The sequence below is a fragment of the Paraburkholderia sp. MM5477-R1 genome (assembly GCF_050436385.1).
GTDB lineage: Bacteria > Pseudomonadota > Gammaproteobacteria > Burkholderiales > Burkholderiaceae > Paraburkholderia > Paraburkholderia tuberum.
In genome coordinates this window covers 1774208-1790383 of the sequence record NZ_JBNDMC010000007.1, presented here as the reverse complement: position 1 = coordinate 1790383, position 16176 = coordinate 1774208, and the positions used below count along the sequence as shown (strand labels likewise).

General features: G+C 60.4%; 16 protein-coding genes. 9 read left to right on the top strand and 7 right to left on the bottom strand.

Translation table 11 applies throughout. The features are described 5' to 3' along the window. The first annotated feature begins 61 nt into the window (after positions 1-61). On the top strand, positions 62-1528 hold the full coding sequence (locus tag OKW35_RS37065; RefSeq protein ID WP_184033630.1) for a flippase: 1467 nt from the start codon (positions 62-64) through the stop codon (positions 1526-1528). After that, positions 1525-3978: a glycosyltransferase family 4 protein gene (locus OKW35_RS37060; RefSeq protein WP_429554661.1), complete on the top strand. Its 2454-nt coding sequence runs from the start codon at positions 1525-1527 to the stop codon at positions 3976-3978. Before OKW35_RS37065 ends, OKW35_RS37060 begins: the two co-directional genes overlap by 4 nt. Positions 3979-4099: 121 nt before the next feature. On the opposite strand, the gene OKW35_RS37055 is transcribed toward OKW35_RS37060, so the two are convergent. Together OKW35_RS37055 and OKW35_RS37050 are read right to left on the bottom strand one after the other, a co-directional pair. After that, positions 4100-4390, bottom strand: coding sequence for a contact-dependent growth inhibition system immunity protein (locus tag OKW35_RS37055; RefSeq protein ID WP_429355535.1), 291 nt, complete (start codon positions 4388-4390; stop codon positions 4100-4102). A 9-nt stretch (positions 4391-4399) separates the two neighbouring features. Beyond that, positions 4400-5236 carry an RNase A-like domain-containing protein gene (locus OKW35_RS37050; RefSeq protein WP_429405945.1) on the bottom strand — a complete coding sequence of 279 codons (837 nt, stop codon included), beginning with the start codon at positions 5234-5236 and terminating at the stop codon, positions 4400-4402. Positions 5237-5306: 70 nt separating this feature from the next. Between OKW35_RS37050 and OKW35_RS37045 the strand changes: the two genes are divergently transcribed. The 5 genes from OKW35_RS37045 to OKW35_RS37025 all read left to right on the top strand — a co-directional run bounded on the left by OKW35_RS37045 (position 5307) and on the right by OKW35_RS37025 (position 8203). Continuing rightward, a complete protein-coding gene (locus OKW35_RS37045; protein ID WP_184066596.1) occupies positions 5307-5594 on the top strand; it encodes a hypothetical protein in 288 nt (95 codons plus the stop codon). A gap of 126 nt (positions 5595-5720) precedes the next feature. Then, positions 5721-6140: a hypothetical protein gene (locus OKW35_RS37040; protein WP_184066594.1), complete on the top strand. Its 420-nt coding sequence runs from the start codon at positions 5721-5723 to the stop codon at positions 6138-6140. 52 nt (positions 6141-6192) lie between these two features. Further along, positions 6193-6702: a lysozyme gene (locus tag OKW35_RS37035; protein WP_429555124.1), complete on the top strand. Its 510-nt coding sequence runs from the start codon at positions 6193-6195 to the stop codon at positions 6700-6702. Further along, entirely contained in the window at positions 6686-7138 is a 453-nt protein-coding gene (locus OKW35_RS37030) for a hypothetical protein (RefSeq protein ID WP_184066590.1), read from the top strand. Before OKW35_RS37035 ends, OKW35_RS37030 begins: the two co-directional genes overlap by 17 nt. A 300-nt stretch (positions 7139-7438) precedes the next feature. Beyond that, complete coding sequence (locus OKW35_RS37025; protein ID WP_184066588.1) at positions 7439-8203, top strand: hypothetical protein; 765 nt, start codon at positions 7439-7441, stop codon at positions 8201-8203. A gap of 47 nt (positions 8204-8250) precedes the next feature. On the opposite strand, the gene OKW35_RS37020 is transcribed toward OKW35_RS37025, so the two are convergent. Next, complete coding sequence (locus tag OKW35_RS37020; protein ID WP_429554660.1) at positions 8251-9498, bottom strand: acyltransferase family protein; 1248 nt, start codon at positions 9496-9498, stop codon at positions 8251-8253. 258 nt (positions 9499-9756) lie between these two features. Between OKW35_RS37020 and OKW35_RS37015 the strand changes: the two genes are divergently transcribed. Then, complete coding sequence (locus tag OKW35_RS37015) at positions 9757-9900, top strand: hypothetical protein (protein ID WP_008921966.1); 144 nt, start codon at positions 9757-9759, stop codon at positions 9898-9900. Between the two features lie 284 nt (positions 9901-10184). Further along, positions 10185-11102: a UTP--glucose-1-phosphate uridylyltransferase GalU gene (galU, locus tag OKW35_RS37010; RefSeq protein WP_184066584.1), complete on the top strand. Its 918-nt coding sequence runs from the start codon at positions 10185-10187 to the stop codon at positions 11100-11102. A gap of 71 nt (positions 11103-11173) precedes the next feature. Here the strand turns inward: galU and OKW35_RS37005 are convergent, their stop codons facing one another. The 4 genes from OKW35_RS37005 to petA all read right to left on the bottom strand — a co-directional run bounded on the left by OKW35_RS37005 (position 11174) and on the right by petA (position 16133). Further along, positions 11174-13348, bottom strand: coding sequence for a malate synthase G (locus tag OKW35_RS37005; RefSeq protein ID WP_429554659.1), 2175 nt, complete (start codon positions 13346-13348; stop codon positions 11174-11176). An 80-nt stretch (positions 13349-13428) separates the two neighbouring features. Then, the gene (locus OKW35_RS37000; protein ID WP_184003617.1) at positions 13429-13833 is read right to left on the bottom strand and encodes a heme-binding protein; all 405 of its coding nucleotides are present in this window, start codon (positions 13831-13833) and stop codon (positions 13429-13431) included. 1148 nt (positions 13834-14981) lie between these two features. After that, on the bottom strand, positions 14982-15413 hold the full coding sequence (locus OKW35_RS36995) for a MarR family winged helix-turn-helix transcriptional regulator (RefSeq protein WP_429554658.1): 432 nt from the start codon (positions 15411-15413) through the stop codon (positions 14982-14984). Between the two features lie 96 nt (positions 15414-15509). Further along, positions 15510-16133: a ubiquinol-cytochrome c reductase iron-sulfur subunit gene (gene petA, locus OKW35_RS36990; protein ID WP_187610070.1), complete on the bottom strand. Its 624-nt coding sequence runs from the start codon at positions 16131-16133 to the stop codon at positions 15510-15512. Between the last annotated feature and the right edge of the window lie 43 nt (positions 16134-16176).

Here is a 16176-nt window from a genome sequence, read left to right as displayed (position 1 = left end):
GTGCGTTGGCCTCGCTGACGCAGCCCCGCACGCAATCTAACCGCAAAACCGAAGGGATTCGATGGACAAAGGCATTCTCAGGAACGTGGCGATCAATTTTTTCGGGCTCGTGCTGCCGACGTTCGTGTCGCTCGTGACCGTGCCGTCGTATATCCGGCTGCTCGGCGTGGAGCGCTACGGTGTGATCAGTCTCGTGTGGACGCTGATCGGCTACTTCGGGATTCTCGATCTCGGCATGAGCATGGCCGCGCAGAACCATATTTCGAAGGCGCGCGCGTCGGGCGATCAGCAGGAAAGCGCGCGCGTGTTCTGGAGCGCAACCTGGCTCAATCTGACGACCGGGGTTGTCGGCGGTCTGATCATCTACTTCGGCGCGTTCCTGTACACCGCGTATTTCACGAAGGTATCGCCCGAGTTGCAGCACGAAGTCTATATGGCGCTGCCGTGGCTCGCGGTTGCGATTCCGATCGCGAACGTGTCGTGGGTGTTCGCGGGCGCGATCAATGGCGCGGAACGCTTCGGCGTCTACAACACGAACCAGACGATCGGCACGTTCCTGTTCCAGCTGCTGCCGCTCGGTGCCGCGTGGTGGCTCGGCGCGACTTTGCAGAACGTACTCGCCGCGGCAGTCGTCGCGCGGATTCTCGCGGCGTTGCTGCTCGGCCGCTACGCGCTGAAAGTGCTTGAAATACGCAGCATTCAGCCGCCGCGGCTCGGCGTCGCAAAGGGGCTGTTCAACTTCGGTGGCTGGATGCTGATCGCGAGCGTGACGACGATGGTCGCCGATTCGCTCGATCGCGTCATGCTCGGTTCACGGCTCGGCGCGCGTTTCGTCACGTACTACACGGTGCCGCAGAACCTCGTCACGCGTCTGAACATCGTGCCGACCGCGCTGGTACGCACGCTGTTTCCGCGGCTTTCCGCAGTCGGCCGCGCCGACGCCGACACGATCACGCAGCAATCGCTCGAATTTCTGAACGGCGTGTTCACGCCGGTCGCGCTCATCGCGATGCTGGTGCTCGAACCGTTCCTGCATCTGTGGGTCGGCAACGAGATCGCGACGGTCGCGGCGCCCGTGGGCCGCATCATGATCGTCGCCGTGTGGCTCGTCGGCCAGGCGAACGTGACGCGCATCCTGATTCAGTCGCAGGTCAATCCAGCCACCGCCGCGCGCATCGGCCTCGTCGAGTTGCCGCTTTTCGCCGGCGCGTTGTGGCTCGGTATCACGCATTTCGGGCTGACGGGCGCGGCGGTCGCGGTCGCTGCCCGCGCGTTGTTCGACTACGCGGTGCTGCTGCGTTTCGCCGCGATCCGCGCGCGCCAGATCGTGCTCGACATGCTCGCCCATCTCGCCTTCCTGCTCGCCAGCCTGTGGCTCGCCAGCTTCCTGCCGAGCCTCGCGCTCGCGATCGCCGCCGGTGTGCTGATGGTCGGCGCGAACGTCGCGTGGTCGATCACGATGACGCCCGCCTTGCGCAATCTTGCGCGTTCACTGCTATTGCGACTGAATCCGAGGAAAAGCGCATGAATCAAGACGTCCTTGAAAAAGACCTGTTGAGGCCCGCGACGCGCAGCGCGCTCGACGAGCTGACGAGCGTGCCCGGCATCCAGCCGGCACCGCGCCGTACCGCACCGCGCGCGAGCAAAAGCGTGCGCATCGCGATCGTGCACGACTGGCTCGTCACCTACGCGGGCGCGGAGAAAGTGCTCGAGCAGATCATCGCGTGCTTTCCCGATGCGGACCTGTTCAGCCTCGTGGACTTTCTCGACGATCGCAGCTTCCTGCGCGGCAAGCCGGTGACGACGTCGTTCATCCAGAAGTTGCCGCTCGCGCGCAGCAAGTACCGCTCGTATCTGCCGCTGATGCCGCTCGCGATCGAGCAGCTCGACGTGTCGGCGTACGACGTCGTGATCTCGAGCAGTCACGCGGTCGCCAAGGGCATTCTGACCGGTCCCGATCAGGTGCATATCAGCTACGTGCATTCGCCGATCCGCTATGCGTGGGATTTGCAGCATCAGTATCTGCAGCAGTCGAAGCTGACCAACGGCCCGAAGTCGGCGCTGGCGCGGCTGATTCTGCATTACATGCGCAACTGGGATATCCGCACGTCCAACTCGGTCGACGGCTTCGTCGCGAACTCGGCGTTCATCGCGCGACGCATCAAGAAGGTGTATCAGCGCGACGCGCAGGTGATCTTCCCGCCGGTCGATGTCGAGGCGTTCACGCTGTGCACGCAGAAGCAAGACTTTTATCTGACCGCCTCGCGCATGGTGCCGTACAAGAAAATCGATCTGATCGTCGAGGCGTTCGCGCGGATGCCCGAGCGCAAGCTCGTCGTGATCGGCGACGGGCCCGACATGGCGAAGATCCGCGCGAAGGCGGGGCCGAACGTCGAGATCATGGGCTATCAACCGTTCGAGGTGCTGAAGGACCGCATGAGCCGCGCGAAGGCATTCGTGTTCGCGGCCGAAGAGGACTTCGGCATTTCGGTGGTCGAGGCGCAGGCTTGCGGCACGCCGGTGATCGCGTACGGCAAGGGCGGGGCGCTCGAAACGGTGCGCGATCTGTCGGAGCCGAAGCCGACCGGCATGTTCTTCGATGAACAGGATACCGACTCGATCATCGCTGCCGTGAATCGTTTCGACGAGCTTCGGCACCGGTTCCTGCCGGAGAATTGCCGCGGCAACGCCGAGCAGTTTTCGGCCGCGCATTTCCGCGAGCGCTTTTTCTCGCAGGTGCGCGCGGCGGTGCCCGCGTTGCGCACGGCGACGCTGCCGGCCTATACGCCGTATCGGCCGGCCGTGCAGGGCGCCGCGAACGTGCCGCGCATTCTTGCCGTCGATCAGAGCGGCGTGCTCGGCGGCGCCGAACTGTCGCTGCTCGAAATCGTCAAGGCGCTGCGCTCGCGCATCGAGGTCGTGCTGTTCGACGACGGGCCGTTCAACACCGCACTCGCGAAAACCGGCGTCGAGGTCACTGTACTCGATGCCGGCGCGCTCAAAAATGTGCGCAAGCAGGGCGGTTCGATGCCCAAAGGTCAGGCGTTGAAGGGACTCATCTCACTCGTGCGTGCCACCGCGAAACGCGCGCGCAAGGTGGATGTGATCTACGCGAACACGCAGCGTGCGATGGTGATCGGCGCCGTGGCCGGCAAGCTCGCGAGACGGCCGGTGGTCTGGCATTTGCGCGACATCGTCAGCGCCGAGCATTTCGGCGGCAAGCAGCTTGCGATCATCAAGTGGTGCGCGCGGCTCGGCCTCACGCACGTGATCGCCAATTCGGCTGCGTCGGCGCAGGCGTTTGCGAAGCTCACGCGGTTCGACAGCAAGCGCATCGACGTCGTGTTCAACGGGATCGCCGCGGAACCGTTCGACGCATTGCGCACGGTGCCGCAAGCGGTGCTGCGCGAGCGCCTGAATCTGCCGCGCGACGCGTTTCTCGTCGGCTCGTTCAGCCGGCTTGCGCGTTGGAAGGGGCAGCATGTGCTCCTCGAAGCGATGGTGCTCAATCCGCAGATGCATGCAGTGCTGGTCGGCGCGGCGCTGTTCGGCGAGGACCAGTATGAGAGCGAACTGCGCGCCTTCGTCGCCGCGCACAAGCTTGGCGAGCGCGTGCATTTTCTCGGCTTCCAGCACGATATTCCGGCCTGCATGTGCGCGGTCGACGCGGTCGTGCATACGTCGATCACCCCGGAGCCGTTCGGTCGCGTGATCGTCGAGGGGATGCTCGCGCAGCGGCCGGTCGTGGCGTCGCGCGCAGGCGGCGTGCTCGAAATCATCGACGACTACGAGAACGGCGTGCTGTGTACGCCGGGCGATGCGCATGCGCTCGCCGATACGCTCGCCGAATTGCGCTCGAACGGCGAGTTGCGCGACAAACTGGTCAGGAACGGCCATCGGACCGCGCAGGAGCGCTTCGGCACGCGCAGCTATGTGGATGGGGTTGCGCAGATTCTGACCGGCGTGGCAGCGCGGTGACGAGGTGATTTTTACGCGAGGGTAGACGAGGGCTTGGCCAGTCCTTGCTTGGCGTAGCGGAGCGAAAGTCTCGAACGACTTTCGCTCCGTTTTTTTTATTCCTCGCGCAGCGACAGGTTGATTACTCGCTCAGAAGGCGCTTGAGTTCGTCAAGGAATGAAGCAGTAGTGTGGCCCCACAGATTGGGATCAATCCCTGCGCCGTAATCTCTTTCGAACGCAGAATCGAGGTCGGACGGATGCTCATTCATGAATGAATTTATTTCATCAACTATTTCCTTTTGATATTCCAGTGGGCTATCATTTCTATAGCATGAGACAATTTCAGAGATTGTGTTTCCCCACAAATCAAAATCCTCATTGAAATACGCACCGAAAAGCTCGTACATTCTAGGGTAGCGATCTGATAGCATTGGCTATCCTTAGCCCACGTGGGCGGTAAATATGTAATACGGCATATTATTATATTCCTGAAACTTCAAAATTACGGTGACTTCGTTCATCTTGGTCAGTTCGTTGGTTTTTCTCGTTACCCCGTATCCTATATCGCCACAAACTTTCTTGACCAATGTAAGGGGAATGCGGTTTTTCGGAGATTGTATCCAGCTCTGTATTTTCAAGGCATTTGAGTTCATTACATCAGATATCGCCAACTCTGCCACCTGAAGATTATAAAACGATGAAACAACCCTTTTTTGGGGTTCCCGTTTAAGGCGTTCCCGTAGCCATGCCTCGTCCTTCTCAACATGCTTCAGAATCGTATGCCCGCCAAGCCTTGGATTAATGGCCTTCGCCTCATGCATTTGCAGATTGATCCTGCCCATCGTGACGCTGGCCACGCGTGCAGCCTTGATCGAGCCAGCGAAGCCAAACGGCACGATCATATCAACTGACAGGCCGATCTTGTTTGCCAGGTCAGGACTGGCCTTCATCGCCTCGGCCAGTTTCGTCGTACCTTGCTGGGTCAGCGTGGCCGTATCCCGGCCCGTCCAGATTTGTCGCAAACCTGCCGACGCCGTATCTGAGCCATGCACGCCGAACACAACGCACCCCGCCTTGCTCGCCATCGTCGGTTCGGGCAGCACACACAGAGCCGCCGCCCCGACCATTTCCAATACCCCGCCGACAACCTGCAAACCGCCCCATAGCCGGTTGGAAAGCATTTCGGTGGGGCTGATCGACTGGCGGGAGAGCACCGCCGCCAGTTGAGGCGCACTGAGTACCACTCGCACGGCATCCGGATCGTGTTGATACGACATTACGATGTCCCCTGGAGTTGTTGGGCTACCACGCTAGCAGGCGACTACAGGGAGATGGAATGGGCGACGGATGATTTTAGGGGGCTTTGCCTGTGTCAATCAAACGGCGCGCGGCGAGTGGCGGTCGAAATCGAGACTTCGGCATGCGCGCGAAGCGCCTCAGCCACAAGTTGCCCGCATCAAGCTGGCACGCAGGATTATCCGCGAGCCGCAGCGCGCCGCTGCAATGGATGCAATAGCGCTGATCACGCAGAACACCGGCACACCGGCCGAACCCCGGGCGGCATCGATTCCTGACGGTAAAGGTGGCTCAACGCCGCCCTTTTTGTTGAACCGCGATTGCGGAAATATGCATTGAAAATGAGATACGCGAAATCATCGTGAATATTTGTCAAAAAGTCTTAATCTCAAATTAAAGGTGTTGACCGTGGCTGCTTCGGATGATTAATTCGTCGGTGTGTTCTGGAAAATCAGCAGAGGTCAAATGGAACAACAGAATCAGAAAAGTGCCATGGACGAGGAGGAAGAGTGCCAAGTTTGCCGTATCACCTATTCAATCTACTCAAACTTCCCGCCAATGCCGTCTGCAATGGTGCTGAACGCCGAAACCGGCGAATGGCTTCCGTTCGATAGGTTGAAGTCGTATTCAAACGGTTACGACATGGCCGAAGCCCTCGGTTACGCATGGGCGTGCGATTGTCGCGGACGCTCACGGAATCGTTTCGATCAGCGGTTCACGCTAACCGATGCTGGAGGTAATGCACTCCCTAATACGTATTACACCGCCCAACTTCCATCGGGCGCACTTGTTCACGGCATTACCGATTCGCAGGGACGCACCAAGCGCTATCAGACACATGGTGCGCGATCCATTCACGTCTTTATTGGTCATAGGGAGGCGTAATGCGTGATGCACTGGAGCAGCACTAACAGATACAAACCCGAATTCACTTGTAATTCTCCAGTCGGACAGGATCGGCAAGCCGTGGAATGTTTCCCAAGCTGGAGTTCAGTTCACTGCGCAGTGGGAGGCCTTTCGGTCGCATTTGTACGATAAGGATGGAGGTGGCGGCGGCGGAAATTCCACGATCGGATACGGACATCTGGTCCATATCGGACCAATATCCGGTGCACCTTCCGAAGCGCTTTACGGAAATGGAATTACCGAACCGCAGGCGCTGAAACTGCTTCATCATGATCTACGCGAAGCCGAGCGAATTGTAAATAGCAGAATTTTTGTTCCGTTGTTTCAGTACGAGTACGATGCGGTTGTTGATTTCATCTTCAATCATAGAAGTGGAAATAACGAGTTTTTCGCGCTCGTTAATACCGGTCATTACGATCAAGCGCCGTCGAAATTTCTGCAATACACAGCGGCGCATGGCAAACACCCACTGGGGTTGGTCAGGCGCCGTCGTGCTGAGGGCCGACTGTTTGCTACGGGGAATTATGATGCGACTCACTAAGATAACGGTTGCAGTGATCCTATCATGCGGCACGTCGGCCGCCTTTGCAGACGCGACTTGCGAGGCATCCGCGAAAACGCGCGATGACTATCTGGCGTGTACAAATGCCGACACGAAAAGCATGCTAAGTGACGCTGAAAAACTCTATCGAAATCTCCACGCCAACGCTAAGGGCGAAGCGCTCGCGGAACTCGCGAAAAATCACAAGCTGTGGGAAGAAAAATTGCAATCCGATTGCAAGTTATTTGGGATGGCATTCAACGACTGGAAAGGCGGTTATATGCCTGATACAGACTTCCAGGTGGCGGCCTGCAGGCAGGATGCGGCAAAACAGAGGCTCGAATTTTATGAATGGTTGTCTTGTCCGGACGATATGGAATCGTCGGAGCATCCGGAATGCTCAACGGTTAAAACGATTCTTGGACGCAAGAAATAAATCGAAATTGAGTTGAGTCCGATCTGTAACGAGAGGGAACTGCGCGTGGATGTGCGACAAGCTGTTGAACTGCGTACGGACACTCGTTGAGGACGTGCCGCTTGCAGAAGGGAAAACGCGTTCAATTCCGGTGAAGGATCATCCGAATCTGATCGTCGTGGCTTGGCGTGCAGGGAATGGGCGATGAGTGATCCGATCAATAAGGATCTGCGATTGCTTTTCCAGTGCTGCCCACGGAAGCACGATTTTCTGGACGCTTAACCCCGACTATCTGAAAGCGACAGGCGCCAAAGCATACCGATGACAATCACTACGATACTGGTGGCGGCTATGGCCGCCCTATCTGGCAGCGCACATGCGGCTCAGTCTTACGACAGCTACGAAGCCTTGTACGTTGCCCAGGCGGGGGCAGTGTTTGGCGACCCGATCAAACGAAACGGTGACCCGACCGATCAAAACGCCGGCGTGGTCTATTCCTACCCAGGCGAGCCAGGCACTTTTATGAAGCTGCAAGCCAAACTGGAACGGAAAACGCTAAACATTGAACTCTGGAAGGATCGCCTGGCAGTCGACGGCAAATCCTATCGCTTTGCGCACGCTACGACATTCCCCGGAGAGCATGTGTCGGAAATCTTTCCGCAATCAGCCAACGTATTCATTGCAGCGCGAACCGATACGCATCCGCCCTTACTCTGCGTGGAAGGGCACGGCAACGGTTCGGGCGAAGCCGGAAGTCGATACCGGCAGATCTCGCTGCTGGTCAACCCTCTAGCGCGCAAGCCGACGTTTCTTCATCTGCCGAGTTTACTTTCGTCATGTCGGGCCGTCGTGGCGACGAAGGAAGGGAAGCTTGCCTTTCCGAATAACAGTTACGTATTCGACGATGCACAGGCATCCCGCGTTGGCCTGTTAGTGTCGTACTACACGTTTAAGAATCAGCGATTTGTCCCGGTCCCGGCTCTAAAGCAACTCCGGCTCAAATTTACGCATCCAGAGATACCGTTTCAATTTTCCATTCAGGACGAGCACCAGGTATCGACGTTGCTATTCAGCGAGATCAAATGATGGTGAAGCACCCGAACGCGCGGGATTGATCCAATGTCAACGTTCTATCAGCGCCCTTTAGGCTTAAAACTCGCCGACCACCTCATCGCAGGCAACTCAACGAGCCGATAGAACACATAGGCGGCCGGCACCGCGACCAGCATATAGCCGAACGACGGCCAGATCGACATCTGCAGTGACGAACGAAACAGCCACGCCGACAGCAGTACGAAGATCGGCAGATGGATCAGATACAGCGAGAAGCTGAAGTCGCCGACGCGCGACAGCAGGCGCGCTACTGCATCCGACCCGGCACGAAGCAGCGCGTGCACGCCGCCCGTTTCACGCCGGGGGGCATGACGTCCATCGAGCGCCTTGTACAGATAGCACGCGAAGCCGAGAGCCCATATCTGGAACGCGCCGTACTGGCCGAAATGAAACGCGACGCAGCCTGCCGCGATCAATACCGCCGCGAGCACGTACAGCGATGCCGGCGCACGCGCCGCTTGCACGCTGCGCGCTTTGGCGTCGGCGATCCACGCACCGAGCGTCCAGGAGAACCAGTACGACGTGAAGAACTGCAGATCGTGGCGCTCCAACCCGTACGCGGACGCAACGTTGATCGCGCCGACGAGCGCGAGCACGGCGTTCATGCCGATGCGTCTGCGTAGCGCGAACAGCAGCGGATAGATCGCATAGAACTGCACTTCGAGCGACAGCGTCCACAGCGCGCCGTTCGAGCCATACGTTTTACCCGCCACACCCTGCAGCGAAAACAGGTTGACCAGAAACGGATGCCAGCCGATGTCGCGAATCTTGTGACTGACGGGCGGCAATTGCAGGCTCAACGAATCGAGCGCGAAGGTCAGTACGAGCGCCGCGAGCAGCACCGGGTAGATGCGCGCGAAGCGCCGCAGCCAGAAGTTGCCTGCATCGAGCCGGTAAGCGGGATTGCCCGCGAGCCGCAGCGCGCCGCCGCGATGGATGCAGTAGCCACTGATGACGAAGAACATCGGCACACCGGCCGAGCCCCATGCGATCGGAAACGTCAGATACGCGGCGAGACTACTGGGACTCAATGAATGTCCGACGCTCTGATGAAACGCCTGCATGCCGACCCACACGATCTGGCGGCAATGAAAGTAGGCGACCAGCAGCGCGGCGAAGCCTCGCATCGCGTCGATCGCGTGCTCCTTGCCGGCGCTATCGACACGCGCGTCGCTGCGCGCATGCGCCGTGGCCGGGTTTCTCTCCGGGCGCGGCAGCGGGGAGAGGGGCAGGGATGAGCCGGCGGCATCCAGTGCTGGGTCGCTCATACGCGGTCCTTATCTGAAGCGGAAAAAAGAAAAAATTGCGCGGAACAAGCCTTCGAGCGGGCGTCTTGCGCACCCGCGACGCATCCATCCTAGAGCACCGCAATCCTGAAAAATGATTAAAAAATTCCATTTCGCATTGAATCAGATATCGATTTTGTGACGAATTGTAATTGCGCGTCGACGTATGGGGTATCGAATTATTTATCGCTTTTGTCGTGCTAATTTAAAGCAAGGATTTTCTGACCCCGAGGTGAAGTCATGAACCTGCATTTACTGGCCGGCGTGGCCGTCCTGCTGATCCTGGTGGCCGCCTCCGCCTACCGCGATGCCTTGCGCAACGAGCCGATCCGTCGTTACCGGATGAACCCAGGCAAGCTGCCACCGGTCGACGAACAGGAATGACGTGCTGCCGAAGCCGGTCATCGGGTCGCCAGGCGACCCGTGGCAGGGGTCGTCCGAAAGGTAAGACTTTCGGATTTGCTCGATCACCAACTGGCAATGGATACGTAATAATTTCCTCAATTTGTCACAATATCCAATTGCGATTAATGCGTGAATTATCCGAATTAAATCGGAGAAAAACGCTTGCGTGAACCTCGCAGTTTTTCTGCTAGTCTTGCGCCGGCGTTGATTGGCCGCCAGGTCCGCGAACACACCAATTTCTAACCGATGTGGGAATGCCTACCATGCTGAAAGTCACCAAAGCCGTGTTTCCCGTAGCGGGCCTCGGGACACGATTCCTGCCGGCTACCAAAGCAAGTCCGAAGGAAATGCTGCCGATCGTCGACAAGCCGCTGATCCAGTACGCGGTCGAAGAAGCGATCGACGCCGGCATCACCGAGATGATCTTCGTGACGGGCCGCAGCAAGCGCGCGATCGAAGATCACTTCGATAAATCCTATGAGATCGAGTCCGAACTCGAAGCGCGCAACAAGCAGAAGCTGCTCGACCTCGTGCGTAGCATCAAGCCGGCCAACGTCGACTGCTTTTACGTGCGCCAGGCCGAAGCGCTCGGTCTCGGCCATGCGGTGCTGTGCGCCGAAAAACTGGTGGGCGACAGCCCGTTCGCGGTGATTCTCGCCGACGACCTGCTGCATAGCGCGAAGCCCGTGATGAGTCAGCTCGTCGATACCTTCAACCACTATCACAGCTCGGTGATCGGCGTCGAAACGATCGCGCGCGAGGACAGCCGCTCGTACGGCGTCGTCGACGGCCGCGAGTGGGAAGACAACGTGATCAAGCTGTCGGGCATCGTCGAGAAGCCAGCGCCGGATGAGGCGCCGTCGAATCTCGGCGTGGTGGGCCGCTACGTGCTGATGCCGACGATCTTCAAGCATATCCGCGCGCTGAAGCCGGGCGCGGGCGGCGAGCTGCAACTGACCGACGCGGTGCAGTCGTTGCTGACCGAGGAGCAGGTGCTAGCGTATCGCTACTTCGGCACGCGCTTCGATTGCGGCAGCAAGCTCGGCTATCTGAAGGCGACCGTCGAATTCGCACTGCGCCATCCCGAGGTGAAGGCTGAATTCGAGGCGTATCTGCAAGCCTTTATGAAGAACGAAGCGTCAGGTGGCGAGGCGGCGCAATTGACGGCAGAAGCCGCGTGAAGTGACACGACCTGGAAGGAAAAACGGGCGCCGCATTGCACGGCGCCCGTCGTCGTTTCGGCCGGACGGCCTCAACCCTGCTTCTTCACCGCGAGCCGGAACTTGTGCAGCAACGGCTCGGTATATCCGCTCGGCTGCTGGCGCCCCTCGAAGACGAGCGCCTGCGCGGCCTTGAACGCGATCGTGTCGAAGCCGGGCGCCATCGGCTGGTAGAGCGGATCACCGGCGTTTTGCGCGTCCACCACCTTGGCCATGCGCTTGAACGTCTCCTCGACGAGCTCGCGCTTGATCACACCGTGATACAGCCAGTTGGCGATGTGCTGGCTCGAAATACGCAGCGTCGCGCGGTCTTCCATCAGGCCGACGTTGTGAATGTCCGGCACTTTCGAGCAGCCGACGCCCTGGTCGATCCAGCGCACCACATAGCCGAGAATGCCCTGCGCGTTGTTGTCGACCTCGGCGCGGATTTCGTCGTCGCTCCATTGCGCCTTTTCGACGACCGGAATCGTCAGCAGGCCGTCGAGCAGTTCGTCGCGCACCGTCGCATAGTCGGTGCGTTCGAGTTCCTGCTGGACCGCCTGCACGTCGACCTGGTGATAGTGCAGCGCGTGCAGCGTCGCCGCGGTCGGCGAGGGCACCCACGCGGTGTTCGCGCCGGCCTTCGGATGGCCGATCTTCTGCTCTAGCATCGCGTGCATCAGGTCGGGCATCGCCCACATGCCCTTGCCGATCTGCGAGCGGCCGCGCAGGCCCGCGCTCAAACCGACCAGCACGTTGCTGCGCTCGTACGACGTGATCCACTTGCTCGACTTCATGTCGCCCTTGCGCATCATCGGGCCCGCTTCCATCGCCGAGTGCATCTCGTCGCCGGTGCGATCGAGGAAGCCCGTGTTGATGAACGCGACGCGCGCCGACGCTTCGGCGATACAGGCGAGCAGATTCACGCTGGTGCGGCGCTCCTCGTCCATGATGCCCATCTTGATCGTGTTGCGCGGCAGCTTCAGCAGGTCTTCGACGCGCGCGAACAGTTCGCTCGCGAACGCGACTTCGGCCGGTCCGTGCATCTTCGGCTTCACGATATAGATCGAGCCGGTGCGCGAGTTCAGCTTGTTCTGGCGGTCGCGCAGCGCGCACAGCGTGGTGATCACCGCGTCGAGAATGCCTTCCGGAATCTCGTGGCCATCTTTTGTCAACACGGCCGGGTTCGTCATCAGATGGCCGACGTTGCGGATGAACAGCAGCGAGCGGCCATGCAGCTTGACCTGCGACTTGCCGTCGGCGCCGATGTATTCGCGATCGGCGTTGAGCCGGCGCGTGAAGGTCTTGCCGTTCTTCGTGACCTGTTCGGTCAGGTCGCCGTTCATCAGGCCGAGCCAGTTGCGATAGAGCTGCACCTTGTCGTCGGCGTCGACGGCTGCGACCGAGTCTTCGCAATCGATGATCGTGGTGACGGCCGCTTCGACGACGATGTCCTTCACATGGGCCGCATCGGTCTTGCCGATTGAATCGTTCGCATCGGTCTGGATCTCGACGTGCAGGCCGTTGTGCTTGAGCAGCACCGCCGACGGCGTGCTCGCGTCGCCCTGATAGCCGACCAACTGCGCGGGTGTCTTCAGCGCCGTGGTGCCGCTCTTCAGCGCGACGACCAGTTGGCCGTTCTCGACGCTATAGCGCGTTGCGTCCGCGTGCGAGCCGTTCGCGAGCGGCGCGGCCTGATCGAGGAACTTGCGCGCGTACGCGATCACGGCTGCGCCGCGCACCGGGTTGAAGCCCTTCTGCTTTTCCGCGCCGTCCGTTTCGGGGATCGCGTCGGTGCCGTACAGCGCGTCGTACAGGCTACCCCAGCGCGCGTTTGCGGCGTTCAGCGCGTAGCGCTGGTTCGACAGCGGCACGACGAGCTGCGGGCCGGCCTGTCCGGAGATTTCGCTGTCCACGTGGTCGGTCGTGGCCTGGACGCTGGTGGGCACGGGCACGATGTAGCCGATGCCTTCGAGAAACGCACGATACGCGCGCAGATCCCCCACCGGGCCGGGATTGGCCCGATGCCAGTTGTCGAGTTCGCTTTGCAGGCGGTCGCGCTCGGCGAGCAACGCCCGATTTTTGGGCGCCAGCTCGTGCACGAGGGCGTCGAATCCCGACCAGAAAGCGGCGCTGTCGATACCGGTGCCGGGCAGGGCTTCGGATTCGACGAACTGGTCGAGGTTGGCGGCGACCTGCAGTCCGCCGCGCGGGTTCATCTGAGTCATCGACTGCTCCATCTGTTATGGGACCGACGAGGGGGCATCGGTCCGCGTTGTGTCTCGGGATTGCTTTGGCGCTCGGCGCTTTACACGCCGAGCGCCTGAATGCCGGCTTTCGCGATCTGCGCATCCTGCTCCGACTTGACGCCCGACACGCCGACCGCGCCGACCACGTGGCCGTCGACGATCACCGGCACCCCGCCTTCGAGCGTGCCCTGCAGCGGTGCGCTGAGGAACGCGGTGCGGCCGTTGTTGATCATGTCTTCATAGACCTTGGTTTCGCGCCGGCCGAGCGCCGCGGTGCGCGCTTTTTCGGTCGCGATATACGAGGTGGAGGGCGCCGCGCCGTCGAGACGCAGCACCGCGAGCGGATGGCCGCCGTCGTCCGCGACGACGATCGCGACAGGCCATTTGTTCTTCTCGGCCTCCGCGCGGGCGGCATCGACAATGCGGGTCGTCTCGGCGACGGTCAACACGGGTTTGCTCAGCATAATGAATTTCCTGTCTCGGTGATGGGAAGGTGGCGTCTACAGCTTCTTTCGGTAACCGGCGATGCGGCGCTTCAGAAGATCCTCGGGGCTCCGTTGCAAGCTTCTTGCGGCTCTCCGGCGCGCGCCTGATCCGACGATTTTACTTCCGCGCGAGGCAGCGCGAAACGGCGGCCTCGCCAGGCAGCTCTGCCCGTGCGCTCGACAGTGCCGCCGCAACGCCACGCGCCGGGCGGTCCACAAGCGCGGCCTGGTTCAGAAATAACGAGGTAGACCAGCCGATGAGCTGGTTTTCGAAGCCTTCAATGCGGCCAGACAATGGTCGCGCCGCCAGCCGTAGCGGGGGCGACGGCTTCGGTTCATCGTTGGATGACAGCGGCCAAGCGAACGAGGCCCGGTTCACGCTTTCACGAGTGATCCAGACCCGCGCATGGGCGACGCGAACACCGCTTAGCCGCCCCCGAACCAGTCGAAACCAGTGGAAGGCAGCCGAAACTGGCTGATACGCCCGAAGAAACGTTCGATCTGCGTTCGACCTCTATCAGGTCGGTTTCCCGCACTCGCCGACAATGAGGCCAACCGGGGCAGCAGCATTGACTATGATCGCGCTGTCAGTCCGGACCAAACGATGACGGCTCGGCGGTGCGACCCAGTCAGCGATCGGGGGGCGTTGATGAATCGCGATCGTGGAGAAATCCTTGCAGCCAGTTTTCGGGGCGACGTCCGAGGTCGGGTGCGCGATGGCAAGGTGGGCGAAGCCCAAACATATTCCAGCGCATAGTGCAGGCAGCGTACGCATGGTGTGTCCTCCTTGTGCGAGAGAACCAGTAGAGTGCCAGTCAACTGTCTGTCAGCTTCGATCAGTGGGGCTCTGCAGCGATCGACCTTGCTCCGCGTCGGCAGTGGCGGATCGATCGTTGGCTCGTTGAAGGCACGACAGGCCTGGTACGCTTTCAATCTATGCAGTGGCGATTAAAGCAGGCTTAAAGGCTTTCCCCGTGCCGGCACGATGATCGCCCGTTCTCTCCACGGTGCGGGGACGCCTTGTGGCAGGTGCATGCTATCCATACGCTGAAGGCCCCGGCAAACGAAGAATCTCGCGGATGTGAGCGCCGATGGCCGACCCGCATTGCAGGGCCGCGGCGTCAATATCAATCGGACGATCCAGCAGTCCCGCCGAAAAGGGGTGTCTGTTGAACCTGAAACTGCCCCAGCGCCCAACCGAATGACTCGATTTCCCGCTTATGCAGCATCGCGAGCTTCAACAGGCACCGCTCGCCTTTTTCCGTCAGGTGGACCTGCACGAGTCGCCGGTCGGAAGCGTCGGGGTGACGCTCGACGAGCCCGGCGGCTTCGCGGCGGGACACGAGCGCCGCGGTGCCGTTGGGCGCTGCCTGCAACCGTTCAACCGGTTCGCCGATACTGGCCCAGGAGCGGTCGGGAAATCCCCTGACGTGAAGCAGCATCTGATATTGCAGAGGCGTGACTCCTTCCGCGTGAGTAATTTCTTCCGAATACCGCAGGAACCTGCGTAACTGGTAACGGAATGCCGACATGGCTTCGAGATCCTGCTTGTTGGGCATGCCGACCCGGATGTGCGGTGATGTTTGCTTCACTTTGCTACCTGGTATTGCGTGACCCTAGCAGGAACTTCCCGCGTCCTCGACCGTATGCCGCGGCTATGCCTCCTCGCCTTTTTCATCCTGTCCGATAACGACGCTCGTCGACGACGCAAACATGTAACGCGGCACATCCAGATTCTGGGGCGCGGGTTTGTCTTTGAACACTCGACCGGCCAGGTCGTAAGTCGAGCCGTGACAAGGGCACAGAAAGCCCCCGGGCCAATCGTCGGGCAGACTGGGTTGCGGCCCGGGCTGGAAGCGGGGCAGCGGGGTGCAGCCGAGATGGGTGCACACGCCGATCACAACGAGTATGTTGCGATGATCCGGGCGCGACCGGTATTCGTTGTTGCAGTAGGCCGGCAGCGGTATCGAGAACGGATGCACGGTATGCGGGTCGGCGACCATCGGGTTGGCCTTGAGCACGGCCGCCAGCATCTCGTTGGTTCTGTTGACGATGAAAATCGGCTTGCCGCGCCACGCCACGGTCATCATGCTGCCAGGCTCGAGTCTGCTGATGTCGGCGCTGACTGGCGCCCCGGCTGCCCTCGCACTCGCTGGCGGCGCAAACGAGTCGACAAAAGGAACGACGACCGCCACGCCTCCTATGGCGCCGACGGCCGATGTGGCGATGAGCCATCTGCGGCGGGTTTCGTCGAGAGGCTCGCTGGAACCGTTTTTCATGGCAAGCTCCGAGTCGGTTCGGTTGCCCATCGCGACTTTTCAC